This is a genomic window from Micromonospora trifolii, assembly GCF_050516465.1.
Taxonomy (GTDB): domain Bacteria; phylum Actinomycetota; class Actinomycetes; order Mycobacteriales; family Micromonosporaceae; genus Micromonospora; species Micromonospora trifolii.
This window is the reverse complement of record NZ_CP191526.1, coordinates 5,485,009-5,508,582: the sequence shown is the minus strand read 5'-3', so window position 1 is coordinate 5,508,582 and position 23,574 is coordinate 5,485,009. Positions and strand designations below refer to the sequence as shown.

30 protein-coding genes are annotated in these 23,574 nt (G+C 72.0%); 19 read left to right on the top strand and 11 right to left on the bottom strand.

All coding sequences use genetic code 11. The features are described 5' to 3' along the window. Positions 1–49 precede the first annotated feature (49 nt). The 5 genes from ACQRWP_RS25670 to ACQRWP_RS25650 all read left to right on the top strand — a co-directional run bounded on the left by ACQRWP_RS25670 (position 50) and on the right by ACQRWP_RS25650 (position 3,094). The gene (locus tag ACQRWP_RS25670) at positions 50–127 is read left to right on the top strand and encodes an Ms5788A family Cys-rich leader peptide (RefSeq protein WP_310503780.1); all 78 of its coding nucleotides are present in this window, start codon (positions 50–52) and stop codon (positions 125–127) included. 206 nt (positions 128–333) lie between these two features. After that, positions 334–1,182, top strand: a complete 849-nt coding sequence (locus ACQRWP_RS25665) for a sulfurtransferase (protein ID WP_238676657.1) — start codon at positions 334–336, stop codon at positions 1,180–1,182. Positions 1,183–1,184: 2 nt separating this feature from the next. Beyond that, entirely contained in the window at positions 1,185–1,505 is a 321-nt protein-coding gene (locus ACQRWP_RS25660; protein ID WP_091402852.1) for a DUF1416 domain-containing protein, read from the top strand. Positions 1,506–1,700: 195 nt separating this feature from the next. After that, complete coding sequence (locus ACQRWP_RS25655) at positions 1,701–2,159, top strand: winged helix-turn-helix domain-containing protein (protein ID WP_430503290.1); 459 nt, start codon at positions 1,701–1,703, stop codon at positions 2,157–2,159. A gap of 71 nt (positions 2,160–2,230) precedes the next feature. After that, entirely contained in the window at positions 2,231–3,094 is an 864-nt protein-coding gene (locus ACQRWP_RS25650; RefSeq protein WP_430498350.1) for a hypothetical protein, read from the top strand. Positions 3,095–3,113: 19 nt separating this feature from the next. Here the strand turns inward: ACQRWP_RS25650 and ACQRWP_RS25645 are convergent, their stop codons facing one another. The 3 genes from ACQRWP_RS25645 to ACQRWP_RS25635 form a co-directional block, all read right to left on the bottom strand. Next, a complete protein-coding gene (locus tag ACQRWP_RS25645; RefSeq protein WP_430498348.1) occupies positions 3,114–5,168 on the bottom strand; it encodes an amylo-alpha-1,6-glucosidase in 2,055 nt (684 codons plus the stop codon). Then, positions 5,165–5,545 (bottom strand): SCP2 sterol-binding domain-containing protein, encoded by a 381-nt coding sequence (locus tag ACQRWP_RS25640; protein WP_430498347.1) that lies wholly within the window; start codon positions 5,543–5,545, stop codon positions 5,165–5,167. The genes ACQRWP_RS25645 and ACQRWP_RS25640 overlap by 4 nt, the downstream gene beginning before the upstream one ends. A 79-nt stretch (positions 5,546–5,624) precedes the next feature. Continuing rightward, entirely contained in the window at positions 5,625–5,999 is a 375-nt protein-coding gene (locus ACQRWP_RS25635) for a DsrE family protein (RefSeq protein WP_112584197.1), read from the bottom strand. Positions 6,000–6,011: 12 nt separating this feature from the next. Between ACQRWP_RS25635 and mtfM the strand changes: the two genes are divergently transcribed. After that, the gene (mtfM, locus tag ACQRWP_RS25630) at positions 6,012–6,116 is read left to right on the top strand and encodes a small membrane protein MtfM (protein ID WP_030327764.1); all 105 of its coding nucleotides are present in this window, start codon (positions 6,012–6,014) and stop codon (positions 6,114–6,116) included. Between the two features lie 2 nt (positions 6,117–6,118). Continuing rightward, positions 6,119–6,709: an FABP family protein gene (locus ACQRWP_RS25625; RefSeq protein ID WP_430503289.1), complete on the top strand. Its 591-nt coding sequence runs from the start codon at positions 6,119–6,121 to the stop codon at positions 6,707–6,709. A gap of 20 nt (positions 6,710–6,729) precedes the next feature. Here the strand turns inward: ACQRWP_RS25625 and ACQRWP_RS25620 are convergent, their stop codons facing one another. After that, on the bottom strand, positions 6,730–7,608 hold the full coding sequence (locus tag ACQRWP_RS25620) for an aminotransferase class IV (RefSeq protein WP_430498344.1): 879 nt from the start codon (positions 7,606–7,608) through the stop codon (positions 6,730–6,732). A gap of 69 nt (positions 7,609–7,677) precedes the next feature. On the opposite strand from ACQRWP_RS25620, the gene ACQRWP_RS25615 reads away from it, so the two are divergent. From ACQRWP_RS25615 to ACQRWP_RS25600, 4 genes are all read left to right on the top strand, one after another. Continuing rightward, entirely contained in the window at positions 7,678–8,106 is a 429-nt protein-coding gene (locus ACQRWP_RS25615; RefSeq protein ID WP_430498342.1) for a Fur family transcriptional regulator, read from the top strand. Continuing rightward, positions 8,103–9,215, top strand: coding sequence for a YgfZ/GcvT domain-containing protein (locus tag ACQRWP_RS25610; RefSeq protein WP_430498340.1), 1,113 nt, complete (start codon positions 8,103–8,105; stop codon positions 9,213–9,215). The genes ACQRWP_RS25615 and ACQRWP_RS25610 overlap by 4 nt, the downstream gene beginning before the upstream one ends. A 23-nt stretch (positions 9,216–9,238) precedes the next feature. Next, positions 9,239–10,066, top strand: coding sequence for a 3-keto-5-aminohexanoate cleavage protein (locus ACQRWP_RS25605; RefSeq protein ID WP_210782456.1), 828 nt, complete (start codon positions 9,239–9,241; stop codon positions 10,064–10,066). A gap of 94 nt (positions 10,067–10,160) precedes the next feature. Further along, positions 10,161–11,120, top strand: a complete 960-nt coding sequence (locus ACQRWP_RS25600) for an asparaginase (protein ID WP_430498338.1) — start codon at positions 10,161–10,163, stop codon at positions 11,118–11,120. A gap of 119 nt (positions 11,121–11,239) precedes the next feature. On the opposite strand, the gene ACQRWP_RS25595 is transcribed toward ACQRWP_RS25600, so the two are convergent. Further along, positions 11,240–12,037, bottom strand: coding sequence for an alpha/beta fold hydrolase (locus ACQRWP_RS25595; RefSeq protein WP_430498336.1), 798 nt, complete (start codon positions 12,035–12,037; stop codon positions 11,240–11,242). A 112-nt stretch (positions 12,038–12,149) separates the two neighbouring features. On the opposite strand from ACQRWP_RS25595, the gene ACQRWP_RS25590 reads away from it, so the two are divergent. The 6 genes from ACQRWP_RS25590 to ACQRWP_RS25565 all read left to right on the top strand — a co-directional run bounded on the left by ACQRWP_RS25590 (position 12,150) and on the right by ACQRWP_RS25565 (position 16,346). Next, positions 12,150–12,725: a helix-turn-helix domain-containing protein gene (locus ACQRWP_RS25590; RefSeq protein WP_430498334.1), complete on the top strand. Its 576-nt coding sequence runs from the start codon at positions 12,150–12,152 to the stop codon at positions 12,723–12,725. Further along, positions 12,722–13,357 carry a hypothetical protein gene (locus ACQRWP_RS25585; protein ID WP_430498333.1) on the top strand — a complete coding sequence of 212 codons (636 nt, stop codon included), beginning with the start codon at positions 12,722–12,724 and terminating at the stop codon, positions 13,355–13,357. Before ACQRWP_RS25590 ends, ACQRWP_RS25585 begins: the two co-directional genes overlap by 4 nt. Positions 13,358–13,428: 71 nt before the next feature. Further along, complete coding sequence (locus ACQRWP_RS25580; RefSeq protein WP_030327754.1) at positions 13,429–13,743, top strand: DUF2516 family protein; 315 nt, start codon at positions 13,429–13,431, stop codon at positions 13,741–13,743. After that, positions 13,740–14,627: an alpha/beta fold hydrolase gene (locus ACQRWP_RS25575; RefSeq protein WP_430498330.1), complete on the top strand. Its 888-nt coding sequence runs from the start codon at positions 13,740–13,742 to the stop codon at positions 14,625–14,627. Before ACQRWP_RS25580 ends, ACQRWP_RS25575 begins: the two co-directional genes overlap by 4 nt. Before the next feature lie 11 nt (positions 14,628–14,638). Then, positions 14,639–15,376 (top strand): alanyl-tRNA editing protein, encoded by a 738-nt coding sequence (locus ACQRWP_RS25570; RefSeq protein WP_124858939.1) that lies wholly within the window; start codon positions 14,639–14,641, stop codon positions 15,374–15,376. A gap of 55 nt (positions 15,377–15,431) precedes the next feature. After that, positions 15,432–16,346 (top strand): SDR family oxidoreductase, encoded by a 915-nt coding sequence (locus ACQRWP_RS25565; RefSeq protein WP_430498328.1) that lies wholly within the window; start codon positions 15,432–15,434, stop codon positions 16,344–16,346. Here the strand turns inward: ACQRWP_RS25565 and ACQRWP_RS25560 are convergent. From ACQRWP_RS25560 to ACQRWP_RS25540, 5 genes are read right to left on the bottom strand one after another with little or no spacing between them, the layout of a single operon-like run. Next, positions 16,337–17,305 carry a helix-turn-helix transcriptional regulator gene (locus ACQRWP_RS25560; RefSeq protein WP_430498326.1) on the bottom strand — a complete coding sequence of 323 codons (969 nt, stop codon included), beginning with the start codon at positions 17,303–17,305 and terminating at the stop codon, positions 16,337–16,339. The genes ACQRWP_RS25565 and ACQRWP_RS25560 overlap by 10 nt on opposite strands. A gap of 23 nt (positions 17,306–17,328) precedes the next feature. Then, complete coding sequence (locus ACQRWP_RS25555) at positions 17,329–17,970, bottom strand: response regulator (protein WP_430498321.1); 642 nt, start codon at positions 17,968–17,970, stop codon at positions 17,329–17,331. Next, a complete protein-coding gene (locus ACQRWP_RS25550) occupies positions 17,967–19,235 on the bottom strand; it encodes a sensor histidine kinase (protein WP_430498319.1) in 1,269 nt (422 codons plus the stop codon). Before ACQRWP_RS25550 ends, ACQRWP_RS25555 begins: the two co-directional genes overlap by 4 nt. Before the next feature lie 11 nt (positions 19,236–19,246). Next, entirely contained in the window at positions 19,247–19,981 is a 735-nt protein-coding gene (locus tag ACQRWP_RS25545) for an ABC transporter permease (RefSeq protein WP_430498318.1), read from the bottom strand. Positions 19,982–19,998: 17 nt separating this feature from the next. Continuing rightward, a complete protein-coding gene (locus ACQRWP_RS25540) occupies positions 19,999–20,907 on the bottom strand; it encodes an ABC transporter ATP-binding protein (RefSeq protein WP_430498316.1) in 909 nt (302 codons plus the stop codon). Positions 20,908–21,107: 200 nt separating this feature from the next. Between ACQRWP_RS25540 and ACQRWP_RS25535 the strand changes: the two genes are divergently transcribed. Together ACQRWP_RS25535 and ACQRWP_RS25530 are read left to right on the top strand one after the other, a co-directional pair. After that, positions 21,108–21,899: an EI24 domain-containing protein gene (locus ACQRWP_RS25535; RefSeq protein ID WP_430498314.1), complete on the top strand. Its 792-nt coding sequence runs from the start codon at positions 21,108–21,110 to the stop codon at positions 21,897–21,899. Between the two features lies 1 nt (position 21,900). Further along, entirely contained in the window at positions 21,901–22,425 is a 525-nt protein-coding gene (locus ACQRWP_RS25530; protein WP_430498312.1) for an O-acetyl-ADP-ribose deacetylase, read from the top strand. A gap of 247 nt (positions 22,426–22,672) precedes the next feature. On the opposite strand, the gene ACQRWP_RS25525 is transcribed toward ACQRWP_RS25530, so the two are convergent. After that, positions 22,673–23,569, bottom strand: a complete 897-nt coding sequence (locus ACQRWP_RS25525) for a GNAT family N-acetyltransferase (RefSeq protein ID WP_430498310.1) — start codon at positions 23,567–23,569, stop codon at positions 22,673–22,675. Positions 23,570–23,574 lie beyond the last annotated feature (5 nt).

Genomic DNA, 23,574 nt, shown 5'->3' with positions numbered 1-23,574 from the left:
GTGGTCGGCCCAGTGGCAGCACGGTCACTGGCTGGTAGGCTCCCTGGCCATGGGGACCCACCTCACCAAACGGCGCGCGGTCGACCTGTGCCGCGTGGCCACCTGCCTGTGTCGCCCCGTCATCTGACGGCGGGGCTGTCTCCGGCCGCCTGACGGCGGCCACCGGCACAGGGTTCTCGCACCCTCCGGTTATCCCACCGAACGCCCGGCAGCGGCGCCGTCGCACGAACCCGTGATCCCGTCCTTCCGCTGGGTCCCGCGCGTGGTGCGACAGATACATCCATCGATTCGCGCGCGTTGGCTCACCATCCATCCTCACCAGGGAGTGATTCGATGAGTCGCGACACCGCACTCGTTTCGGCCGAGTGGGCCGAGAAGAACCTCGACGCCCCGGGCGTCGTCTTCGTCGAGGTCGACGAGGACACCTCGGCCTACGAGACCGGCCACATCGCCGGCGCCATCAAGATTGACTGGAGGACCGACCTCCAGGACCAGGTCCGCCGGGACTTCGTCAACAAGACGCAGTTCGAGGCGCTGCTCTCCGAGCGGGGCATCAGCAACGACGACACCGTCATCCTGTACGGCGGCAACAACAACTGGTTCGCCGCGTACGCCTACTGGTACTTCAAGCTCTACGGCCACCGCGACGTGAAGCTGCTCGACGGCGGCCGCAAGAAGTGGGAGCTGGACGCCCGTCCGCTCGTCACCGACGCGGTGTCCCGCCCGGCGACGCAGTACGTCGCGCAGGAGCCGGACACCTCCATCCGGGCCTTCCGCGACGAGGTCGTCGCCGCGATCGGCACCAAGAACCTGGTCGACGTGCGCAGTCCCGACGAGTTCGCCGGTCGCCTGCTCGCCCCCGCCCACCTGCCGCAGGAGCAGGCGCAGCGGGCCGGCCACATCCCCACGGCGATCAGCGTGCCGTGGTCCAAGGCGGCCAACGAGGACGGCACCTTCCGGTCCGACGACGACCTGCGCAAGATCTACGGCGACGCGGGGCTCGACGACGGCAAGGAGACCATCGCGTACTGCCGGATCGGTGAGCGCTCGTCGCACACCTGGTTCGTGCTCCAGGAGCTGCTGGGTCACCGCAACGTCAAGAACTACGACGGCTCCTGGACCGAGTACGGCTCGCTGGTCGGTGTGCCGGTCGCGCTCGGCGACGAACCCGGGGAGGCCTGATCATGACTCTTCCCACCGCCGCGGGTTGCGCCGCACCGGACCAGGCCGCGCCGCTGCCGGCCAGCCTGGACCTGGAGAAGGAAACCGTCATCACCGGCATCGTCCGCTCCGCCGAGGCCGAGCCGGTGCCGGGCGCGTACGTCCGGCTGCTCGACTCGACCGGTGAGTTCACCGCCGAGGTGGTCACCTCGGCGGCCGGGCAGTTCCGGTTCTTCGCCGCGCCGGGTTCCTGGACGCTGCGGGCGTTGTCCCGGCACGGCAACGGTGACACCGCTGTCACTGCCGGCCGAGGCGTCAACGAGGTTGCCGTCACCGTCGCCTGACCCACTGCTCTGATCGACCGGGGCCGGTCACCCTCCCGGGGGTGGCTGGCCCCGGTCGTTTCTTCGCAGCGTGCCGGCACGCCGGGGCGGGTGCCGAAATCCATCGGCATGCGTCACTATCTACGGGTGGATTTCAGGGATGAAAGTGGCGGGTCCGACGAAGCGGTCCCCATCGTCCTCTGCGTGGGCACTGACATGTCGATGCGGGAACGGGTGCTGAGCCAACTCGACGGGAGCGCCCCGGTGCTCAGCTGTTCCGATCTGACCGAGCTACGCGAGCTGTTGTCGTCGCCGACGGGCCCGGCGCCGGTCAATCCCACAGTCCTTCCGCTCACCGAGGCGCGGGGCCTGGTGGAGTGGGGTGAGCTGGTCGTCGACCGGGCCGGACACCGGGTCACCTGGCGCGGCGAGGTGCTCCCGCTGACCCCCACCGAACGGGAGTTGCTCACGCTGCTCATCGGCCCACCGCTGGTGGTGTGGAGCTACGAACGGCTCTGCGCCTCCGCGCTGGGTGGCGCGGACACCGCGGCGCTGCAATCCGCCATCAAACGGCTTCGTCGCAGGCTGCGGGGCCTGCCGGGCGGTCCGCAGGTGCACACCGTACGAGGGATCGGCTACCGGCTCGACCCGCCGCCCCGGCTGAACGACCACTGACTCGCGGTCGCCCCGCCGGACCGACCGCCTCCGCTGCCGGCCCGGCGGCGGGCGCGTGACACCATGGCCGGGTGAGCGGTGCTGTCCAGACGGGTTGGGCCTCTTCGGCCGGCCCCGCCGCGCCGACACCGGCCCGGTCGCGGCGGCGTTGGCTGCTGGCCGTGACCGTGGCCTGGGCCTTGCTGCTGGCCGGGCTCACCTGGATCTCGGTGCGGAACGACCCGCCGACAGTGCGCGAACAGCGTTCCCTCGACCAGGCCGGCCCGGTGGTGGACCGGGCTGTCGGCGAGTTGGCTCGCGCGGCTGGTGCGGCCGGTCTGCTGGAACTGGGTCCGGCGCGGGTCGCGTCCGGCTGCCGGGTCACCCCGTTCGCCGACGGGGCGAGGCTGCGACGCGAGGTCGGGGTGCTCGCGGCCACCGGTGACGAGCAGGCGGTGCTGGCCGGCATCGCCGGCCGGCTGCCGGCGAGCTGGCGGGCCGGGGTCGGGCCCGGGGTGGACGGCCCCGAGCTGCGCGCCGACGCCGGAGACTTCGTGGCCGTCGAGGGTCGGCCGACCGTCGACGGCCGGGTGCGACTGGTCGTCGACACCGGTTGCCGGCCGGTCGGCGCCGGCTACACGCCGTCCCCGGCCACCGCTACCGGCCCGGAGACCGCCGTGCTGACCGCCGCGCTGCGGGCCCTCGACCGGCCGGGCGGCGCCGCTTCGGAGCTGGTCACCGCGCCCTGCCCGGGAGGCGGGCTCGCCCGTACCGCGTGGTCCGCGAACGGTTCCGGCCCGGCGGCCTCGACTGCCGCACTCGCCCCGCTGGCCGGCAACGCCCCACTGCTGGACGAACCCCCGGTGTACGCGTACCGCAGCGGTGCCGTCACGGTGCTGGCCGAGATCAGCCCGGACGCCACTCGACTGGCCGCCACCGTCGGCTGCCCGAGCTGAGTCGGGCGGCCCGCTCGGGTCAGCCGTCGCCCGGCTGATCCTCCGGGTCACGGCTGCGGCCCAACGCGTCGACCATGCCCCACCGGCCGGGGATGTCCAGCAGCTCGACCCGGCCCATCCCCGGTGGCACGGCCGGGTCGATGATCAGGTGCTCGCCCTGCGGCTCCAACCCGAGCATCACCCGCAGCAGCAGCAGCGGGGTGCCGGTCGACCAGGCCTGCGGGCTGCACGCGGTCGGGTACTCCACCGGGTAGTCGGTGAGGTCGCGGGCATAGCCGGCGAACGCCTCCGGCAGCCGACCCTCGAAGTACCGGGACGCCGCCAGCATCGTGTCGCAGAGCAACCCGGCCTCCTCCCGGAAGCCGTACCGCCACAACCCCCAGGCGATGATCGAGTTGTCGAACGGCCAGACCGTGCCCACGTGGTAGCCGATCGGGTTGTACCGTCCCTCGTTCGCGGCGAGCGTCCGCACCCCCCAGCCGGAGAACAAGCCGGGCCCGAGCAGGTGTTCGACCACCTTGCCGGCGCGCGACTCGTCCACGATGCCGCTCCACAGCAGGTGCCCGATGTTCGAGGTCAGCGCGTCCACCTGCCGACCGTCGGCGTCCAACGCGAGCGCGTAGTGCTCGCGGTCGGCGATCCAGAAGTCGCGGTCGAACCGCCGTTTGAGGTCGGCGGCCTGCCGCTCCAGCTCGTCGGCGAACTCCGGGTCGTTCCAGAACTCCCGAGCCAGCCGGGCGGCGCGGACCTTCGCGTCGTACGCGTAGCCCTGCAACTCGCAGGTGGCCCGAGGGAAGCCGGGCAACTGTCCGTCGGCGTATGAGATGGCGTCCCAGGAGTCCTTCCAGCACTGGTTTTGCAGGCCGGTCTCCGGGTTGCGGGTCTGGTACCAGAGGTAGCCGGTGCCGAGCAGGTCACCGTAGGTGTCGATCCACTCCAACGCCCTGCGGACCTGCGACTCCAGCTTGCGGACGAGTGCGGCGTCACCGGTCCACCGCTCGTACTCGTCGATCAGGATGATGAACAGGGGCGTCGCGTCGGCCGAACCGTAGTACGGCGAGTGTGGCTGCTCCTCGAAGCCGGCGGTCTCCCCGTACCGCAGCTCGTGCAGGATCTTGCCGGGTTCCTCGTCCCGGAAGTCGTCCACCCGCTGCCCCTGCAGTCCGGCCAGCATCAGGATGGTCGGCGGAACCAGCTCCGGCAGGAACGGCAGCACCTGCAACGAGGTGATGATGCTGTCCCGGCCGAACAGGGTCATGAACCAGGGCAGTCCGGCGGCGATCAGCCGTACGCCCAGGGCGATCGACTCGTAGCGCAGCGCGGCCAGGTCGTTGAGGCTGCGCCGGTACGCCCCGGCCAGCGGCTCGCAGTCGCAGCCGAGCTTCGGCGCCCGGTCGATCAGCTCCTGCTGCTCGGCCCGGATGGCGTCCGCGCTGCGGCTGCCGCCGTACGGGAGGGTGGCCCGGATGTCCTCGCCCCGGGCCCCGTAGACGACGCTGGACACGTGTAGTCGGGTGGTCCACCTGCCGTTGCGGGCCATCCGGATCCGGAAGGTCATCCCGGTGTCGTCGACCTGTGCCGGCGCGGTGGTGCTGACCACCATCTCCCGGTGGAACGCCTCCCGGCGGTAGGTCAGCCGCAGCTCGTTCTCGGCGACCGTGACCGTGGTCCGGCCCCGCTTCTGCAGAGAATTCTTGATCTCGAACAGGTCGGCGAAGTCCGCCCCGATCTCGATCCGGACGGTGCGCTCGACCTCCGCGCCGAGGTGGTTCAGCACGGTCAGCTCCTCCTCGAAGCTGCCCACTATCGCGCGGCTGCGGATCACCGACGCCTTGGCGTCGAGATAGTGCGTGGGTTCGCCGGGGGCGAGGAAGAACTTGGTGCGGTACGACTCGGCGTCGTCGACAGAGAGGGCGTGCAGCCGTTCGCCGTCCAGGGTGAGCACCCAGGTGGACAGGAAGCGGGTGTCGAAGGAGAACAGCCCGGTGGGGAAGTCGTAGGACGGCTCGATGTCCCCACGCCGATCGCTGACCAGGAAGGTGTTGCCGTCCAGAATGCTGACGAGGTCCTTCACCGAAGTCGCCCGGTTGCTCGACGGGCCGTTTCGCGGGGGTCGCGGGTGCCGGGCGGGTTCGGGAAGAACCGGCGGAAGGCGAGGAAGAGCACCACGTTCCCGCTGAACGTGCTCTCGTTGCGCAGCACCGCCGCGACCCCCTGGGCTTCGCCGGTGATCAGTCGGTCGAAGAGGGCGACACTGCTGTACCAGATGGCGTCGGCCGGGCCACGCCCACGGCTGACCTGCACGAACCCGGGCCGCATCCGGACCAACCAGTGTTCGGTGCGGTGGTCGTCGCCGAGGTCGATCTGGAGGGTGCCGTCGGCGAGGCCGCCCAGGACGTCGGGTGCGCGCGACGGCAGCGCTTCGAAGAATCTCTCCGCCGCCTCGGTCACATCCGAATCGTAGGCAGCCGTCCGAGATGTCGGGTCGGTATCGGCACTCCGCTCGGATCGACCCACCGCCGCCGTGCGGTCAGTAGACGAGTGCCTGTGCGCCCTCGGCCAACGCCTCCTCGACGAAGACCGCGGCACCGGCGATCCGGACGCCGGGCAGTACGTCGTCCGGGCCGATCTCCCGTCGGGCCGCGCACTGCGTGCAGGCGGTCACCCGACCGCTGGTGAGGATGACGTGCAACAACTCGGCCAGGGGTGCGGAGTGCGGCAGGTCGAACTGCTGGGCGCGACCGGGCAGCGCGAACCAGGTGGACTCACCGGTCAGCCAGAGCGAGACGTCCACCCCGGCCGCTACCGCCGTCGCGGCGACGGTGAATGCCTGCGCGCACCGCTCCGGGGCGTCCGCCCCTGCGGTGGCCTTGACGACGAGAGTGCGGGCCATGTGGCCCAGCATAGGATGGCCGGGATGGTTACCGAGATCGGGTTTGTCAGCCTGCTGGTCGCTGGCCTGGGCGGGCTCGCCGGTGGCCTGGTCTACCTTGCCGTACGCATTTCGAGAGGACGTTGGTGACGCTGGTGAGCGAGAACCCGCTGCAGCCGCCGTGGCTGAACGCGCCGCCGGTCGAGGAGTACCCGTTCGAGGAGAGCCACGACCTGCGGGTCGGGCCGAAGCTGCACCCCGCGCTGGATGCCCTGCTGCCGTACGTCGGTCTGTGGCGTGGCCGGGGCAAGGGCGGTTTCCCCACCATCGAGGATTTCGACTACGCGCAGGAGATCCGGATCAGCCACGACGGCCGACCGTTCCTGCACTACGAGTCGCGTGCCTGGATCCTCGACGAGCAGAGCAAGCCGGTCCGTCCGGCCGGCCGCGAGGTGGGCTGGTGGCGGCCGGTGCTGGTGGACGGGCGGGCGACCGACGAGCTGGAGGCGCTGCTGACCACCCCGACCGGGGTGATGGAGCTGCACCTGGGCAAGCGCACCGGCACGCAGCTCGAGTTCGCCACCGACGCGGTTATCCGGACTCCGACCGCCAAGGAGGTCACCGGCGGGCACCGGCTCTTCGGCATCGTCGAGGGTGCGCTGCTCTACGCCCAGGAGATGGCCGCCATGGGGCACGGGCTCAGCCCGCACCTCTCGGCCCGACTCGTCCGGGTCGGCGGCTGACCTCGACGGTCGGCGGCCGACTAGACGGGGAAACCCAGCAGGGCCTGTAGGGCGGGGGTACGCGGGCAGCGAGCCCGTCGTACCCCGTCGAGCGTGTGGACCTCGGCGGCTCCGCGCAGTGACGAGGTGAACCACACGCCGTCCGCCGCGTGCAGTTCGGCGGTGCTGACCATCCGCTCGGCGGCGCGCAGGCCCAGCTCGCTCGCGTGGGCGAGCAGCCAGGCCGCGGTGGTGCCGGCGAGGATGCCGGTGCTGGCGGCCGGCACCGCGCAGAGCGTGTCGTCGGTGAGCCACACCACATTGGCGGTGGGTCCCTCCAGCGCGTACCCGTCGGAGGAGATCCAGAGCACGTCGTCCACGCCGGTCCGGCGGGCCCAGCGGCGGGCAGCGCTGTTCACCGCGTACGACGTGGACTTGATGCCGGCCGGCAGCCAGGTCAGCCCGTTGCGGGCGGCGGCGGGCAGCCCCAGCGGCAGGGTGGCCACCGTGATTCCGTCCCGCCGGGCGGCTCGGGAGGCCGCCGGCACCGGGGCCAGCGTTGCGTAGATCGTGGGCGGGCCGCCGGCCTCCGGGCCTCGGGTGCACACCAACCGAAGTGCCCCCTCCACAGGTGCTGGCCAGCCTGTTCCCACCTGGTCCAGCAGGTCGATCAGCGCGGTGGTGGGAGGCAGGGGCAGCTCGACGGCGGCGGCCGCCGTGGCCAGGCGGGTCAGGTGTTCGTCGCGCAGCCACGGCTGGCCGTCGCGCAGGTGCATGGTCTCGAAGAGGCCGTCGCCGTGCAGCACCCCGAGGTCGTCACCGCGGAGCACCGGGTCGCCGGGCGACACCGGGCCACGCCCCAGGACGGCGATCCGCGCGGTCGGGTCGACCGCGTTCTTCCCGACGGACGACCTCACCATGACCGTCGAGCGTAGCGGTGATCGATCGCGGTGCGGGGAACAGCCGGGTGGCCGAACTATGATCGGACGGTGTCCGAATCCTCCCTCGCGGAAATGCTGCGGGCCCGTGGGCTGCGGCTGACGGCCCAGCGGCAGCTCGTCCTCCAGGCGGTGCTCGATCTGGGCCACGCCACCCCGGAGCAGGTGCACACCGCGGTCCGGGAGGTCGCCGCCGGCGTCAACATCACCACCATCTACCGCACGCTTGAGCTGCTGGAACGGCTCGGTCTGGTCACCCACACGCACCTGTCGCACGGCTCACCGACCTATCACGCCGCCGGTGAACACCAACACGTCCACCTGGTCTGCCGGGAGTGTGGCGCGATCGACGAGATCGATCCGGAGCTGCTCCGCCCCCTCGCCGAGCAGTTGGCCGCGCAGCGCGGGTTCCGGGTGGACATCGGGCACGTGTCACTCTTCGGCGTCTGCGTACGCTGCGAGAACGGGGACGAAAAATGATCGACATCGCGGGTGCGGTGGCCGTCGAGGGCATCGACGAGGCCAGCCGTGACCAGCCGGATCCGGCGCACGTCGCGGCCGGGGTGCGGGGGGTGGCCGCCCACTACGGCGACCCGCTGCGCGAGCAGCGCACCCTCGACACCGAGGTCGGTCTGGTCGACCGGTCGCATCGAGGCGTCATCGCGGTTGCCGGGGAGGAACGCGCCGGCTGGCTGCACACGGTCACCTCGCAGCACCTGAGCGCGCTCGCCGCGGGCGAGGGCACCGAGTTGCTGGTGCTGTCGCCGCACGGCCACATCGAGCAGCACGCAATGGTCGCCGAGGACGGCGAGACCGCCTGGCTGGACACCGAGCCCGGCGCCACCCAGGGCCTGCTGACGTACCTGGAGAAGATGCGGTTCTTCAGCAAGGTCGAACCACGCGACGCGACGGCCGAGCGCGCGCTGTTGTCGCTGGTCGGGCCGGCGGCCATGGAGGCGCTCGGCACGCTCGGCGTGACCGGCCTCGCCGCACCGGACGTGGTAGCGGTGCCGGGTCCGAAGTTCCCGCACGGTGCCGTGCCACTCCGGGCGAGCGCGCGGTACGACGTACGACCGCTGCCGATCGGCGGCTGGGCCCGACGTGGTCCGCTCGGGGTGGACCTGCTGGTGCCCCGGTCGGCGATGGACCAGGTGGTGGCGGAGTTGCGCGGCGCCGGGGTGCCGGTCGCGGGGCTGTGGGCGTACGAGGCGATCCGGGTGGCCGCCCGGCAGCCGCGGGTCGGGGTGGACACCGACCACCGGACCATTCCGGCCGAGGTCGACCTGATCGCCCCGGCGGTGCACCTGGACAAGGGTTGCTACCGGGGGCAGGAGACGGTGGCGCGGGTGCACAACATGGGCCGGCCGCCGCGTCGCCTCGTACTGCTGCATCTGGACGGGGTGACCACCGATCAGCCGCCGGTGGCCGGTACGCCGGTGACCCTCGACGGCCGGGCGGTCGGCTTCGTCGGCACCGCCGTGCTGCATCACGAACTGGGCCAGGTCGCTCTCGCGGTGCTGAAGCGGAACGTCCCGGACGACGCCGCGTTGCTGATCGGCGAGACCGCGGCGGCGATCGACCCGTCCTGAGCGGGCCGTCTAGGATCGCCGGCATGACGACAGGGACGTTGATCACGGTGGCCCCGACCGGCGCTGAGTCGGCCAAGGCGGAGGTGCCGGCGCTGCCGGTGACCCTCGACGAGTTGCTGCTCACCGCCAAGGAGTGCGAGGCGCTCGGCGCCGCCGTGATCCACGTCCACATCCGCGACGACGAGGCCCGGCCGACGCTCGACCCGGTGCGGCTGGCCGACACCGTGGCGGCGCTGCGAGAGAGCACCGACCTCATCGTGCAGCTCTCCTCCGGCGGCGCGGTGACCGACCCGGAGGCCGCCCGGCTCGCCGTGCTCGACGCCCGTCCGGACATGGCCTCCTGCACCATGGGCACCGTCAACTTCGGCGACGACGTCTTCCTCAACCGCTGGGAGTTCATCGTCGACCTGCACACCCGCATGCAGGAACGCGGGATCGTGCCGGAGTACGAGATCTTCGACCTCGGCCACCTGTCCGCCTTGCAGCGGTTGCTCGGCAAGTACGGGCTGCCGGCCGGCGGGCACGTGCACGTCGACTTCGTGATGGGCGTGCCGGGCGGTATGCCGGGCACCACCGAGACCCTGGTCGCGGCCCACCGGATGCTGCGGGACCTGCCCGAGGGCACCACCTTCTCGGCCACCGGCGTCGGCCGGAGCACCATCGCGGTGCTGCTGGCCTCGCTGTCGACCGGCGGGCACCTGCGGGTCGGCATGGAGGACACCGTGACGTACGCGAAGGGCCGCCCGGTGGAGTCCAACATGCAGTTGGTCGCCCGCGCGGTCGGTTTCGCCCAGCTCGCTCAGCGCCCGCCGTTGACCACTACCGAGGCCCGCGAGCTGCTCGGGCTGTAAGGCCGGGTCTGTCCCGCGCCCCTGTCACCCGGGCGGTGGACCTCCTGGTCACCCCGCCGCCGGGCACCCCCGGACCGTCGGTACCGTCCAGCGCGTGACGAAGACGTACGAGGGCGGCGCGCCGCTCGCCGAGGTGGTCCGGTCCGGGTTCGTGGAGGGTGCGCACCGCGGTTCGGTGGTGGTGCTGGACGCCGCCGGTGTCGCGGTGGCGTCCGCCGGGGACGTGACCTCGCCGATCTTCCCCCGCTCGGCCAGCAAGCCGATGCAGGCGATCGGGATGCTCCGGGCCGGTCTGGCCCTGACCGACCCGGCCGACGTGGCGCTGGTCTCGGCGAGTCACGCCGGCGAGGAATTCCACCTGGCCCGGGTCGGTGCGCTGCTGGAACGCGCCGGGCTGGACGCGTCGGCGCTGCACTGCCCACCCGACCTGCCGGTGGGCGCCGCGGCCCGGGAGGCGGTGCTGCGCGCCGGTGGCGGCCCGAGCCGGGTGCAGATGAACTGCTCCGGCAAGCACAGCGGGATGCTGCTGACCTGCGAGGCCGCCGGTTGGTCGCGGGAGGGCTACTGGCGGCCGGAGCACCCGCTACAGCAGCGGCTGCGGGCCGCCATCGAGGAGTTCACCGGCGAGCAGGCGGCGGCGGTGGGGGTCGACGGCTGCGGTGCCCCGGTCCTCGCGGTGTCGCTGACCGGCCTGGCCGGGGCGTACCTCCGGCTGGTCGACGCCGAGCCCGGCTCGGTGCCGCGCACGGTGGCCGACGCGATGCGGGCGTACCCGGAGATCGTGGGTGGCACCCAGGCCGACGACACCCGGCTGATGCGTGGTGTCCCGGGGCTGCTGGCCAAGGTCGGTGCCGAGGGTGTGATCGCCGTGGCGCTGCCGGGCGTCGGCGCCGTCGCGCTGAAGGTCGACGACGGCGCCGACCGGGCCCGGATGCCGGTACTGGTCTCCGCGCTGCGCCGGCTCGGCGTGGACGCTCCGGTGCTGACCGAGTACGCCGAGGTGCCGCTCTTCGGCGGTGGGGTCCCGGTCGGGGCGGTCCGCCCGCTCTGGTGACACCACCGGCCCGCCGGCCCGCCGTGGCGGCCAACTCCGGATCGAGCGCTATACCTCACAGGTATGAATATGACTCTGAGGTATAGCGCTCATCGCGGCAGGTCTGCCGGCGGCGGTGGCTAGCTCAGGAAGTCGAGCAGCGCGGCGTTGACCGGCTCCGGACGCTCCAGCGGCAGCAGGTGCGCCGCGTCCGGCACGTCGGGCAGTCGTACCGCGCCGGGGACCTCGGCGGCGATCCGGTCGGCGAGCCGACTGATGTCCGGCACGTCCGCGGCGCCGGCGGTGACCAGGACGGGGATCTTCAGCTCGCCGAGACGGCCGATCGCCGGTGGCGACAGCTCTCCCACCTCGACCGCGCCGAGCGCCAGCTCTGCGGCGAGGGCACGCTGGTCCATCTCCTGCGCGAACGCGAGCAGCTCCCTGTCGAGGTCCTCCGGCTGGCGTCGCGGGCCGACCACCCAGAACCGCACCTCGCCGGCCGCGCCGGCGACGAAGTCGTCCGGGTCGACCTCTCCGACCAGGTCGTCCCAGAGGTCGTTCGCCTCGTCGGACCACTCGTTGCCGGAGACCGCCGTGTCGAACAGCGCGAGCGCGCTCACCCGGTCGGGGTGGGCCAGCGCGGTGTCGATGGCGACCGCCCCACCGAAGGAGCAGCCGACCAGGGCGGCCCGGGGCAGGTCGAGCGCGTCCAGCAGCCCGGCCACGTCGTCGTGGTGCGTGAACGGGGTCGGCGGAAGCTCCGAGTCTCCGTAGCCGCGCAGGTCCGGGACGATCACCCGGTGCCGGGCGGCGAGCGCGGACACCTGCCCCCGCCACATCCGCCGGTCGGCGATTCCGGCGTGCAGCAGGACGACGGGCGAGCCGGTGCCGGCCTCGTCGTACGCGATGCTTGCTCCATTGACTGTGATCTTGTGCACGGACGGACCGTACGGATCGGCCGAGCGGCGCGCAAACGGGGTGCTGAGACCTTGCTAACTATGGTTAGCGTTTTGCTTGCAAGAGCTAGCGCGGGCGATTAGCGTCGCTGCCATGGCCACACCCAAGGACCTTCCCGACGTCGGCGGGTTCATCCGCGATCTGCGGCGCAACGCCAAGATCTCGCTACGGCAGCTCGCCGAGCAGGCGGGGGTCAGCAACCCGTACCTCAGCCAGATCGAGCGCGGCCTGCGCAAACCCAGCGCCGAGGTGCTCCAGCAACTGGCGAGCGCGCTGCGGGTCTCCACGCCGGCGATGTACCTGCGCGCCGGTCTGCTCGACGACAAGGAAGGCCACGGGGTGCTCGCCGCCATCGCCGTGGACGCCGACCTGACGATGGCGCAGAAGCAGTCGCTCAGTCAGATCTACGAGACGTTCCGCCGGGAGAACACCCGGCTGGCCGAGACCCAGGCCGAAGCCGAGGCGGCGCAGGCCGACCAGCCCGCCAGCGAGGCCGCGGACCTGGCCAATGTGGCCGCCACCGGCCCCACCACAGTGGGCGGCACCCCGACCGAGGCCGTGCTCGAGTCGGTCGCCGTCACCGAGGCGGGCACCGCCCCCGCCCCGGGCAGCACCCACATCCCCCAGAAGAAGAAGGCCGCCGAGGCGGCCGAAGAGGAGACGTCATGAGCGAGCCGAAGACCAACCGCATCCCCGCCCCGATCTACGCCGCAGCCGGCGCCGGTGAGCTGGCCATCGAGCAGCTGCGCAAGCTGCCGGCCGTGGTCGGCGTCCTCAGCACCCGGGTCGTCGCCGACCTGGGTGGCCGGGCCGTGCTGACCGGCTTCGAGCTCAAGCAGAAGGCCACCGAGACGCTGCGCACCGCCAACGAGACCGCCGACCTGGCGAAGCTGCGCGAGGTGGCCGACATCGACAAGCTGCGCGCCGCCGCGACCCGCAACGCCGCCCTGGTGGTCGCGGGCGCCCAGGTCGCCCAGGAGCGCGCGTTCGCCGCGTACGGCGCGCTGGTCGCCCGGGGCGAGCGGGTCGTCGGTGCCGGCGTGCTGGAGGCCGCCGAGACGGTCAACGCCGACATCGAGGCCACCGAGGCCGTGACGCCGGCCACCCCCACCGCTGCCACCACCCCCACCGCTGCGGCCCCCGCCAACGTGCCGACCCCGGCCGACGTGGCCGAGATCGCCGAGGCCAAGCCGGCCGCGGTCAAGAAGGTCGCCCGCGCGCCGAAGGCTGCCAAGCCGGTCGAGACCCCGTCGGCGAAGCTTCCCCGGGCCACCAAGCGGACCCGCCCGGCCGCCGAGTAGCTCATCCTGTCGACGACCCCGGCGGCGTCCTTGTCGGACGTAGCCGGGGTCGTGGACATAAACTTGCCGACATGGCCAACGCCGCGCCGATCTTCGCGTTCGAAGTCCGCTACGTGATCGAGCTGATTCTGCTCGTCTTCGCGCTGATCATCCAGGGTGTCGCGCTGGTGCATGCCGTCACGCAGCGCTCCGACGCCTTCCCCGCCATCGGGACGCTGCCCAAGGGCGGCTGGATCGCCATCCTGGCGGTCTGCCTCGTGCTCACCCTGCTCGGCTTCGGTCCGATCAGCCTCTTCGGACTGATCGGCATCGCCGCCGCGCTCATCTACCTGCTGGACGTCCGGGTCGGTCTGCGCGACCTGAGCGATGGCAAAGGGTTCTGGTGAGAGGTTTTCGCTGGCCGCCCCCACCCGACAGCGGGCCCCGCACCTGGGGGCCCGGGCCGGGTGGGCCGCGTACCGGCCGGCCGGCGCTGCCGGAGCCGGAGACCGAGCTGGTCACCACCCCGCACGGCGTACGGCTGGAGCGGCTGGTCACCGGCACCGGTGATCCGGTCACCGTGTTCGCGCACGGGCTGGGCAACGGCATCGCCACCACCCGTCCGTTCGGCAGCGGGGTGAACGGCCGCAAGGTGTTCTTCCAGTTCCGCGGGCACGGCCGCTCCGAAGCTCCGGACGGGCCGTGGGACTACCTGGACCTGGCCCGGGATCTGCGGGCGATCGCCGACCTCGGGGGCGCCAGCCGGGCGTTCGGCGCGAGCCTCGGCGCGGGTGCCCTCTGCCGACTCCTCGTGGAGAGCCCGGAGCGTTTCGACAAACTGGTCTTCTTCCTGCCGGCGGTCCTCGACGAGCCACGCGGGCCGACCGCCCGGGAACGCGTCACCGACCTGCTGGAGGCGGTGGAGAGCGGGGACGCCTCGGCGGTCGCCGACATCGTCACGCTGGAGTTGCCCCCGGCGGTGCGCAACACCCCGGCCGGGTGGGCCTACCTGCGCCAACGGCTCGACCAACTGCTCCGCGACGGTCTGGCTGACGGTCTGGCCACGCTCACCGACCAGACACCGCTGCGCCAGATCGGTGACCTGACGGGCGTCACCGCGCCGGCGCTGGTGATCGGTTGCGCCGGCGACGACCTGCACCCGGTCGAGGTCGCCGAGCGGCTAGCCGTCGCGCTGCCCCAGGCCACCCTGCACGTGTACGACCGGCCCGGCGTGCTCTGGTCGGAACGCGCCGATCTGCGGGACCGCATTTCCGGCTTCCTGAACGAGTAGCCTGCCCTGTCATGGGCGTCACACAGCATGGCCGCACGCACCGGCTGGACCTTGCCGACCCGACCCTGCGCGAATGGACGTGCACGGTCCTGCACTCCGATGCGGAGCAGGGCATCGTGCTGGACCGTTCGGCGTTCTACCCGGGCGGCGGTGGTCAACCACCCGACCACGGCGTGCTGCTCTGGCAGGGCGTGCAGACCCGGATCGTCGGCACCCGCAAGGGCGACGACCCCTACCTGATCCCGGCCGAGGGTGACCCGCTGCCGCCGGTCGGCACCGAGGTCGTCGGCGCGGTGGAGGACGAGCGCCGCACCCGGCTGATGCGTACCCACTCCGGCCTGCACGTGCTCTGCGGTGTGGTGTTCCGCGACTTCGGCGCGCTCGTCACCGGAAACTCGATGGAGCCGGGCGAGGCCCGGATGGACTTCAACCTCCCCGAGGTGCCCCCGGACTTCAAGAGCCGCATCGAGGAGCTGGTCAACGCCGAGGTGGCCGCCGACCGCTCGGTCGCCACCCGGGTGCTGCCGCGCACCGAGGCGCTGGCGCTGCCGGACATCATCCGTACCCAGTCCAACCTCATCCCGCCGGATGAGCAGGAGGTCCGGATCGTCGACATCGTCGGGCTGGACGTGCAGGCCGACGGCGGCACCCACGTCGCCTCCACCGCCCAGATCGGCAAGGTCCAGGTGGTCAAGGTGGAGAGCAAGGGCCGGGCCAACCGCCGCGTCCGGGTCCGGCTGGTCGACTAGATCGAGTACCGAATTCGGACGTCGGTTGTCAGGTATTCCTGACAACGTCGCAGGCATGACACAACCGCTCACAGGAAAGATCGCGCTCGTCGCCGGTGCCACCCGTGGTGCCGGGCGGCAGATCGCCGTTCAGCTCGGCGCGGCCGGTGCCACGGTCTACGCCACCGGTCGCAGCACCCGGGCCGGCCGCTCCGAGATGGACCGACCCGAAACCATCGAGGAGACCGCCGAGCTGGTCAGCGCGGCCGGCGGCACCGGCATCGCCGTTCAGGTCGACCACCTGGCGCCCGAGCAGGTCCGCGACCTGGTCGCCCGGATCGACGCCGAGCAGGGTCGACTCGACGTGCTGGTGAACGACATCTGGGGCGGCGACCCACTGGTCACCTGGGACAAGCCGGTCTGGGAGCAGCCGCTCGACGCCGGCTTCCGTACCCTGCGACTGGCCGTCGACACGCACATCATCACCAGCCACTTCGCCCTGCCGCTGCTGATCCGCAAGCCCGGCGGCCTGGTGGTGGAGATGGGTGACGGCACCAAGGCGTACAACGACGAGAACTACCGGCTGTCGGTCTTCTACGACCTGGCCAAGGTCTCGGTCAACCGGCTCGCCTTCAGCCAGGCGCACGAGCTGAAGCCGCACGGCTGCACGGCCGTGGCGCTCACCCCCGGCTGGATCCGCTCTGAGGCGATGCTGGAGCACTTCGGCGTGACCGAGGAGAACTGGCGCGACGGCGCCGCCACCGACCCGAACTTCCTCATCTCGGAGACCCCGGCCTTCGTCGGCCGGGCGGTGGCCGCGCTCGCCGCCGACGAGGAGAAGGCCCGCTGGAGCGGCAGGTCCGTCGACGCCGGCACGCTGTCCAAGGTGTACGGGTTCACCGACCTCGACGGCAGCCAACCCGAGGGTTTCCGCTACATCACCGAGGTGGTCGACGCGGGCAAACCGGCGGACGTGACCGGCTACCGGTAGAGCGCAGCGAGCCGGTCGGCGCTCTCCGCGAACAACTGCCGCAGCTCAGGTGGGCCGAGGACCTCCACCTCGGGGCCGAGCCCCAGCAGTTGGTGGTACGCCACCTGGACCGACTCGACGGGCAACCGCGCCACCACCCAGCCCTGCCCGTCGGGCGGGCTGGCGGCGGCGACCAGCTCGTCGTACACGAAGGGGGCATCGACCAGGTGCCGGAGCTGGCGCAGGCCGGCGGGGCTCAGCCGGACGGCGACCTCGGCCCGCAGCATTGTCCGCAGGAACGACCCGGCCTGCTCGCGCCAGTGCCCGGCCAGGTCGAAGCCCTCGTCGCGGTCGAAGTGCTCGTCGCCCACCTCGACCCCGGTGACCCGGTCCACCCGGTAGGTGCGCACATCCTCGCCGACCCGGCCGACCAGATACCAGACCCCGCTCTTGAGCACCAGGCCGTACGGCTGGACCAGGCGGGTCACCTCCCGGTCGCCGCGTCGGTAGCGCAGCTCCACCACCCGGTCGCCCCAGACCGCCCGGGCCAGCTCGGGCAGCCACAGCGGTGGCGCGGTTTCCCGGAACCAGCCCGGCACGTCCAGGTGGAACCGCTGCCCGGCGCGCGCCGGCGCGTCGCGCAGGGCGGGTGGCAGCGCGGCGAGCACCTTCAGTTCGGCGGACGCGACCGCGTCGGCGAGCCCCATCTCGCCGGCCGGCCCGGGCAGTCCGGCGAGGAAGAGCGCCTCCGCCTCGTCCCGGGTCAGCCCGGTCAGTCGGGTGCGGTACCCGCCGAGCAGGCGGTAACCGCCGGCCCGCCCCCGGTCGGCGTAGACCGGCACGCCCGCGGCGGAGAGCGCCAGGACGTCCCGGTAGACGGTCCGCTCGGAGACCTCCAGCTCCCGCGCCAACTCGCTCGCGGTCATCGACCCGCGCGACTGCAACAGCAACAGCAACGAGATCAGTCGGGACGCGCGCACCCGACCATCCTGCCCGGTGCCGCTCACCGCCCGCCGGGCGTCAGCAACCCCCGGTCGTACGCGGTGGCCACCGCGGCAGCCCGGTCGTTGACCCCGAGCTTGGCGTACACGTGCAGCAGGTGCGTCTTGACGGTGGCCTCGCTGATGAACAGGCGGGTCGCCGCCTCCCGGTTGGAGGCACCCCGGGCCACCAGGGTGAGTACCTCCAGCTCCCGTTGGCTGAGCGGCTCCTCGGCGGGTGCGCGCAGCCGGCCCATCAGCCGGCCGGCGACGCTCGGCGCGAGCACCGACTCACCCCGGGCCGCGGCCCGGACCGCCCGGACCAGATCCTCCCGAGGGGTGTCCTTGAGCAGGTAACCGGTCGCACCTGCCTCGATCGCCGGCAGCACGTCCGCGTCCGTGTCGTAGGTGGTGAGCACCAGCACCCGGGCGGTGCTGCCGGCGCGAGCCAGCCTGCCGATGGCGGTCACCCCGTCCATCCCGGGCATCCGTAGGTCCATCAGCACCACGTCCGGCCGCAGCGTCGCGACCTGGGCCAACGCCTCCGAACCGTCCGCCGCCTCGCCCACCACCTCGAAATCGGGGTCGCCGGTGAACATCCCCCGCAGCCCGTCCCGCACCACCGGATGGTCGTCGACGATCAGCAGTCGAACCGGGGCGGTCAACCGGCACCTCCGGGTAGCGCGGGGACGGACGCCGAGATGGCGGTGCCGCTGCCCGGCTCGGATTCGACGGCCAACTCGCCACCGACCCGGGTCACCCGCTGTCGCATGGCGGTCAGTCCGTACCCGCCACCCGGCTCACGGGGCAGCGGCTGGTCGGTGAGGTCGAAACCCGTCCCGTCGTCACGGACATCAAGCGTGACCACGTCCGCCATGTACGACAGGGTCAGCCCGACCCGCGACGCGGCGGCGTGCCGGGCCACGTTGGACAGCGCCTCCTGGGCGGCCCGCAGCAGGGTCACCTCGACTTCCGGGTGCAGCGGGCGGGGCGTGCCGGTGGTGGCCACGTCGGCCCGTACCCCGTTGAGGGCCGCCCAGCGCCCGCCCAGCTCGGCGAGGACATCCGGTAGCCGGGCCGTCTCCAACGGTTCCGGACGGACCGCCTGTACCGAGCGGCGGGCCTCGGTGAGGCTCTCCCGGGCCAGCGCGAGCGCGTTGTCGACGTGCCGGCGCCAGTCGGCGGACCGGTCGCGGGTCTGCTCGGCCGCCTCCAGTTGGGTGATGATGCCGGTCAACCCCTGCGCCAGGGTGTCGTGGATCTCGCGCGCCATTCGTTGCCGCTCGTCCAGTACGCCGGCCTCCCGGGCCTGGGTGAGCAGTTGGGCGTGCAGCCCGGCGTTCTCACTGACCGTCTCGGTGAGCTGGCGGTTGGTCTCGCCGAGTTCCGCCACCAACCGCTTGCGTTTGGCGTCCTCCTGTTCGGCGACCATCGCGAACCAGCTCACCGAGCCGGCCACCACCAGGTTGAACAACACCAGCACCAGCCAGAGCGGCCAGTGCGACACCACCACCGACAGGCCGCCGCCCTGAGAGGTGGCGACGAGGGCGGCCGTGGTGACCACGCCGGCGACCCGCCAGCGCCCGGGCAGCACCGGAAAGGCGTGGATGTAGCCGATCCAGGCGAAGAAGCCGTACCACGGGCTGGCGGCCACCAGTGCGGCGGCGAACGTGAGCAGCCCGGCGTAGTAGACCGCCATCAGCGTGCGCCGGCTCTGCCAGCCGGGGTGCACTGTGACGAACCAGGCGACCCAGCATCCGGCCGCCACGGCGATGGCGAGGGTGGGCAGCGCCCCGAGGTGGTGGGGTGCCGGTGCGACGAGGGCCAGCAGGGTGCCCAGGGCCAGCCCGCCGAAGGGGAACACCCGATAGAGGCTCGCCTCGCGCTCTCGCCAACTGGTCAGACGGTCGTGCCCACCGTTGCAGGTCATCGCATCTCCGCTCACTCCCAGCGGAACAGTTTCGCCGCGCCGGCGCCGGCCACCACGGCGATCACCGCCATTATCCCCAGGTGCAGCGGCTGCGGCGGGGTGCCGGTCCAGGCGTCGAGGAGCGCCTGCACCCCGGGCGGCGTGTAGTCGCCGATCCGCGCCACGACGTCCGGGAGCAGGAACCGGGGAAGGTAGACCCCGCCGAAGAACATGGTGACCAGGAACAGCGGCACGGCCAGGGCCTGTGCGGCCTTCGTCGTGCGGGCCACGGCGGCGACCAGCAGGCCGAGCGACAGCAGGGCCGCCGTGCCGAGGATGAACGCCAGCGTGAAGCCGAGCGGGTGCCGGGGAAACGGCACCCCGAACGCGAGCCGGGCGACCAGGATGAGCAGCAGCGCGCTGGCCAGGATCCCGGCCAGGGCCAGCACCAGTTGGGCGGCGAGCAGCGCCGCCGGATGCGCCGGGGTGGTCGCCAGCCGGCGCAGCACGCCGCGTTCCCGGTAGGTGGCCAGCACGGCCGGCAGGATGTTCACCCCCACCATGGCGAGGGTGACCACCAGCAACGACGGGGCGAAATAGCTGACGAAGGTCTGCCCGTCGAAGGTCGGATCCGGCTTGCGCAGCGAGGGAACCAGCCCGAGCACCACCAGGATCACTGTGGGCAGCCCGACGGTGAGAAGCAGCGTCGGCAGGTCCCGCAGATAGAGCCGCGCCTCGATTCTCAGGATGTTGCGGAAGGCGTGCATGCTGGCTTGGCTCCCTCTCAGTTGGCGGGCCGGTGCCCGGTCAGCTCGACGAAGGCGTCGTCGAGGGTGGACTGCTCCAGCCGCAGGTCCGCGGCGACGATCTGGTGACGGGCGAGCACCGAGGTGACGGCGTGCAGCAGCTCACCGGTGCCGGTCACCACCACCTGGCTGCCGGTGCGCTGCACGGCGGAGACCTCGGGCAGGTCGGTGAGGAGCCGGTCGTCGACCGGAGCCGAGGGCCGGAACCGGATCCGCTGCTCCGGAGCCACCGTCGACACCAGGCCCGCCGGGCTGTCCAGGGCGACCACCCGACCCCGGTCGATCACCGCGACCCGGTCGCAGAGCCGCTCGGCCTCCTCCATGAAGTGGGTGACCAGCACGATCGTCACCCCGCTGTCGCGGACCTGTTCGATGAGACCCCAGGTGTCCCGGCGAGCCTGCGGGTCCAGCCCGGTGGTCAGCTCGTCGAGGATCGCGATCTCCGGGTTGCCCACCAGGGCCAGCGCGATGGAGAGTCGCTGCTTCTGACCGCCGGAGAGCTTCTTGTACGCGGTGTTCCGCTTGTCGCCCAGGCCCAGCTTGTCGATCAGCTCGGCCGGGTCGGCCGGGTTCCGGTAGAACGAGGCGTACAACTCCAGTGCCTCGGCCACCCGCAGCCGGTCCGGCAGTTGACTCTCCTGGAGTTGCACCCCGACCCGCTGGCGTAGCTGGGCCGCGTCCCGGCGGGGGTCGAGCCCGAGGACCGACACCCCGCCCCCGTCGGGGACACGCAACCCGGCGACACACTCCACGGTGGTGGTCTTGCCTGCGCCATTGGGACCGAGGACGCCAAAGATCTCGCCGGCCTCCACGGCGAGCGACACGTCGTCCACCGCCATCAGGTCGCCGTACCGCTTCTTCAGGTGGGTCACCTCGATGACCGGCATCGTGCCGCCTTCCGCCGCCGCTGACTTCGTACCCCTCAAGGGTTGTCGGGGTGAGCCGGCGGCGAATCGACCGGTCAGCGACGAACCTCAGCGTCCCCGGTGGATCACTGCCGTCCGTCAACCGGTTGATGTGTACGCGGTGAGTCGCTGCTAGCGCTCCGCCCGGCGGATCCGATCACGGCTGGTTAGGCTGCTCGATCGTGGATGCCAGCAGAATCGCCAGCCCGGTGACCGGGGTCGTCGGACGCTTCCTCGCCGGGGCGGGGCTGCTCCTGCGCGGGTTGGGCCTCTACGTCCGCAGCCCGGGGTTGATGCTGCTCGGCATCGTGCCGGCGCTGATCTCCGGCGTGCTCTTCCTGGCCGCGCTCGCCACGCTGGTGTACTTCGTGGACGACCTCGCCGCGCTGGTCACCCCGTTCGCCGACGACTGGTCGAGCACCGGCCGCAGCCTGGTCCGGGTGATCGCCGGGCTGGCCTTCCTGGGGCTCGGCGGCCTGCTCGGCGTGCTCACCTTCACCGCGGTCACCCTGGTCATCGGCGACCCCTTCTACGAGAAGATCTCCGAGCAGGTCGAGCAGCGGTACGGCGGCACGCCGGGCGCGGTGGACGTGCCGTTCTGGTCGTCGCTGCGCCGCAGCCTCGCCGACTCGGTACGCCTGGTGGCGCTCACGGCGCTGGTCGGCATCCCGCTCTTCGTCGCCGGCTTCATCCCGGTGATCGGTCAGACGGTCGTCCCGGTCATCGGGGCGGCCGTGGGCGGGTGGTTCCTCGCCGTCGAGCTGGTCGGTGCGCCGTTCTACCGACGCGGGATGCGGCTGCCGCAGCGCCGGACGATCCTGAAGGCCGACCGGCCCACCGCGCTCGGCTTCGGGGTGGCCGTCTTCCTCTGCTTCCTGATTCCGCTCGGCGCTGTGCTGATCATGCCGGCCGCGGTCGCCGGTGCCACGTTGCTGGCCCGTCGCTCGATGGGCCAGCCGATCGAGGAGAGCTGACATGGAGATCACCCTGGTCGAGGGGGACATCACCACCCAGCGGGCGGACGCCATCGTGAACGCCGCGAACTCGTCCCTGCTCGGCGGCGGCGGGGTCGACGGCGCGATCCACCGGCGCGGCGGGCCAGCCATCCTGGCCGACTGCCGGGCGCTGCGGGCGTCCCGCTACGGCAAAGGGCTGCCCACCGGCCAGGCGGTGGCGACCACCGCCGGGGAGCTGCCGGCGCGCTGGGTGATCCACACCGTCGGGCCGGTCTGGTCGGCCACCGACGACAGGTCGGCGCTGCTGCGCGACTGCTACGCCAACAGCCTGCGGGTGGCCGACGAGCTGGGCGCGAGCACTGTGGCCTTTCCGCTGATCTCCGCCGGCATCTACGGCTGGCCGGTCGACGACGCGGTCGGTCAGGCGCTGGCGGTGCTGCGCTCGGCCACCCCGACCACCGTCACCGAGGCCCGCCTGGTGCTCTTCGGCCCCGACACCCACGCCGTCGCCCGCCAGGTGTTCGAGGAGCGGCCCTCGCCTTGAACACCTGCCTTCTCCTTGATCCACTTGATGCTGAGTAGGTCAACCCCGCCGCTACCCCGTTGATCATGGAGTTGTGGTGGGTGGTAAAGCGCCCATGTCGCACCAAAACAGGCACCACAACTCCATGATCGACGAGTTCGGGCTCGTCACTTCCGCGATCTTGCACTTTCTGTCGCGGCACAGGGGGCATTCCGCGCACCTCGCCGTTGAGCAGCTGATCCGCTCTCGTACTGAGGGTGACTGCTGATCAGGTCAGGTCGGCCAGGCAGGACCACTCGGCCGCCACCGGGCGGTAGCCCAGCCGGGTGTTGATCGCGAGCATCGGCCCGTTCGCCTCGTCGTTCGAGGTGTACGCGACGCGCACGCCGTTCGCGGCGGCCCGGTGCAGCGCCACCGTCTTGGCCAGCCGGGCCAGCCCTCGGCCGCGGTACGCCGGGAGGCTGCCGGTGAAGTCCGACCACATCCGGTCCCCGTCCCGCTTCACCAGGCTGAACGCGGCCACCTCCCCGTCGACTTCGACGGCGGTGCTGGCCTCCTTGTCCAGGCCCAGGTTGTCCCAGACGTCGTACAGCCAGCTCTCGTAGCTGATCGAGTCGACCGGTACGTCGCCCGGCTCGTCCAGGGCCGCGGCCACGTCCGCCGCGTAGAGCCGCTGCGGGGCCAGTTCCGTGATCGGAAGTAGCCGTACGCCCGGCGGCGGGTCGGGCAGCGCGGGTGCCGGGTTCAGATCGAGCGCCGAGAAGCGCAGCTCGCGACTGGGCTCGTAGCCGTGCCGACGGGCGAACGGCAGCGCGTCCGGCTGGGCGAAGGTGCGGAGCCGGCGGACCCCCAGCGGTGCGAGGTGACCTGTCGCGGTTGCCAGCAGCGCGGTGCCGATGCCGCGCCGCCGGTGCTCCGGGTGGACGTGCAGGAGGGTGATGTCACCGAAGTTCGCCGTCGAGGTCGAGTCGTTGCGTTGGGCCGTCACCCAACCGACGACCTGGGCATCGACCTCGGCCACGAAGGCGACCCAGTCCCTGCCCGGTACCGGCTCGGCGATCATCTTCCGGGTCGACTCGACGCCGCGCACCTGGTACGGGTAGACGATCGCCCGCAGCGCCACCACGCCCGGGGCGTCGTCCGGCTGCGCCACCCGGATGCGCATGTCAG

Bases quoted from the DNA above. Each gene is read 5' to 3' on its own strand.
- ACQRWP_RS25670 (WP_310503780.1), top strand. From the start codon at position 50: ATGGGGACCCACCTCACCAAACGGCGCGCGGTCGACCTGTGCCGCGTG.
- ACQRWP_RS25665 (WP_238676657.1), top strand. From the start codon at position 334: ATGAGTCGCGACACCGCACTCGTTTCGGCCGAGTGGGCCGAGAAGAAC.
- ACQRWP_RS25660 (WP_091402852.1), top strand. From the start codon at position 1,185: ATGACTCTTCCCACCGCCGCGGGTTGCGCCGCACCGGACCAGGCCGCG.
- ACQRWP_RS25655 (WP_430503290.1), top strand. From the start codon at position 1,701: ATGTCGATGCGGGAACGGGTGCTGAGCCAACTCGACGGGAGCGCCCCG.
- ACQRWP_RS25635 (WP_112584197.1), bottom strand. From the start codon at position 5,999: ATGCTGGGCCACATGGCCCGCACTCTCGTCGTCAAGGCCACCGCAGGG.
- mtfM (WP_030327764.1), top strand. From the start codon at position 6,012: ATGGTTACCGAGATCGGGTTTGTCAGCCTGCTGGTCGCTGGCCTGGGC.
- ACQRWP_RS25620 (WP_430498344.1), bottom strand. From the start codon at position 7,608: ATGGTGAGGTCGTCCGTCGGGAAGAACGCGGTCGACCCGACCGCGCGG.
- ACQRWP_RS25610 (WP_430498340.1), top strand. From the start codon at position 8,103: ATGATCGACATCGCGGGTGCGGTGGCCGTCGAGGGCATCGACGAGGCC.
- ACQRWP_RS25605 (WP_210782456.1), top strand. From the start codon at position 9,239: ATGACGACAGGGACGTTGATCACGGTGGCCCCGACCGGCGCTGAGTCG.
- ACQRWP_RS25590 (WP_430498334.1), top strand. From the start codon at position 12,150: ATGGCCACACCCAAGGACCTTCCCGACGTCGGCGGGTTCATCCGCGAT.
- ACQRWP_RS25585 (WP_430498333.1), top strand. From the start codon at position 12,722: ATGAGCGAGCCGAAGACCAACCGCATCCCCGCCCCGATCTACGCCGCA.
- ACQRWP_RS25580 (WP_030327754.1), top strand. From the start codon at position 13,429: ATGGCCAACGCCGCGCCGATCTTCGCGTTCGAAGTCCGCTACGTGATC.
- ACQRWP_RS25570 (WP_124858939.1), top strand. From the start codon at position 14,639: ATGGGCGTCACACAGCATGGCCGCACGCACCGGCTGGACCTTGCCGAC.
- ACQRWP_RS25565 (WP_430498328.1), top strand. From the start codon at position 15,432: ATGACACAACCGCTCACAGGAAAGATCGCGCTCGTCGCCGGTGCCACC.
- ACQRWP_RS25550 (WP_430498319.1), bottom strand. From the start codon at position 19,235: ATGACCTGCAACGGTGGGCACGACCGTCTGACCAGTTGGCGAGAGCGC.
- ACQRWP_RS25545 (WP_430498318.1), bottom strand. From the start codon at position 19,981: ATGCACGCCTTCCGCAACATCCTGAGAATCGAGGCGCGGCTCTATCTG.
- ACQRWP_RS25540 (WP_430498316.1), bottom strand. From the start codon at position 20,907: ATGCCGGTCATCGAGGTGACCCACCTGAAGAAGCGGTACGGCGACCTG.
- ACQRWP_RS25530 (WP_430498312.1), top strand. From the start codon at position 21,901: ATGGAGATCACCCTGGTCGAGGGGGACATCACCACCCAGCGGGCGGAC.
- ACQRWP_RS25525 (WP_430498310.1), bottom strand. From the start codon at position 23,569: ATGCGCATCCGGGTGGCGCAGCCGGACGACGCCCCGGGCGTGGTGGCG.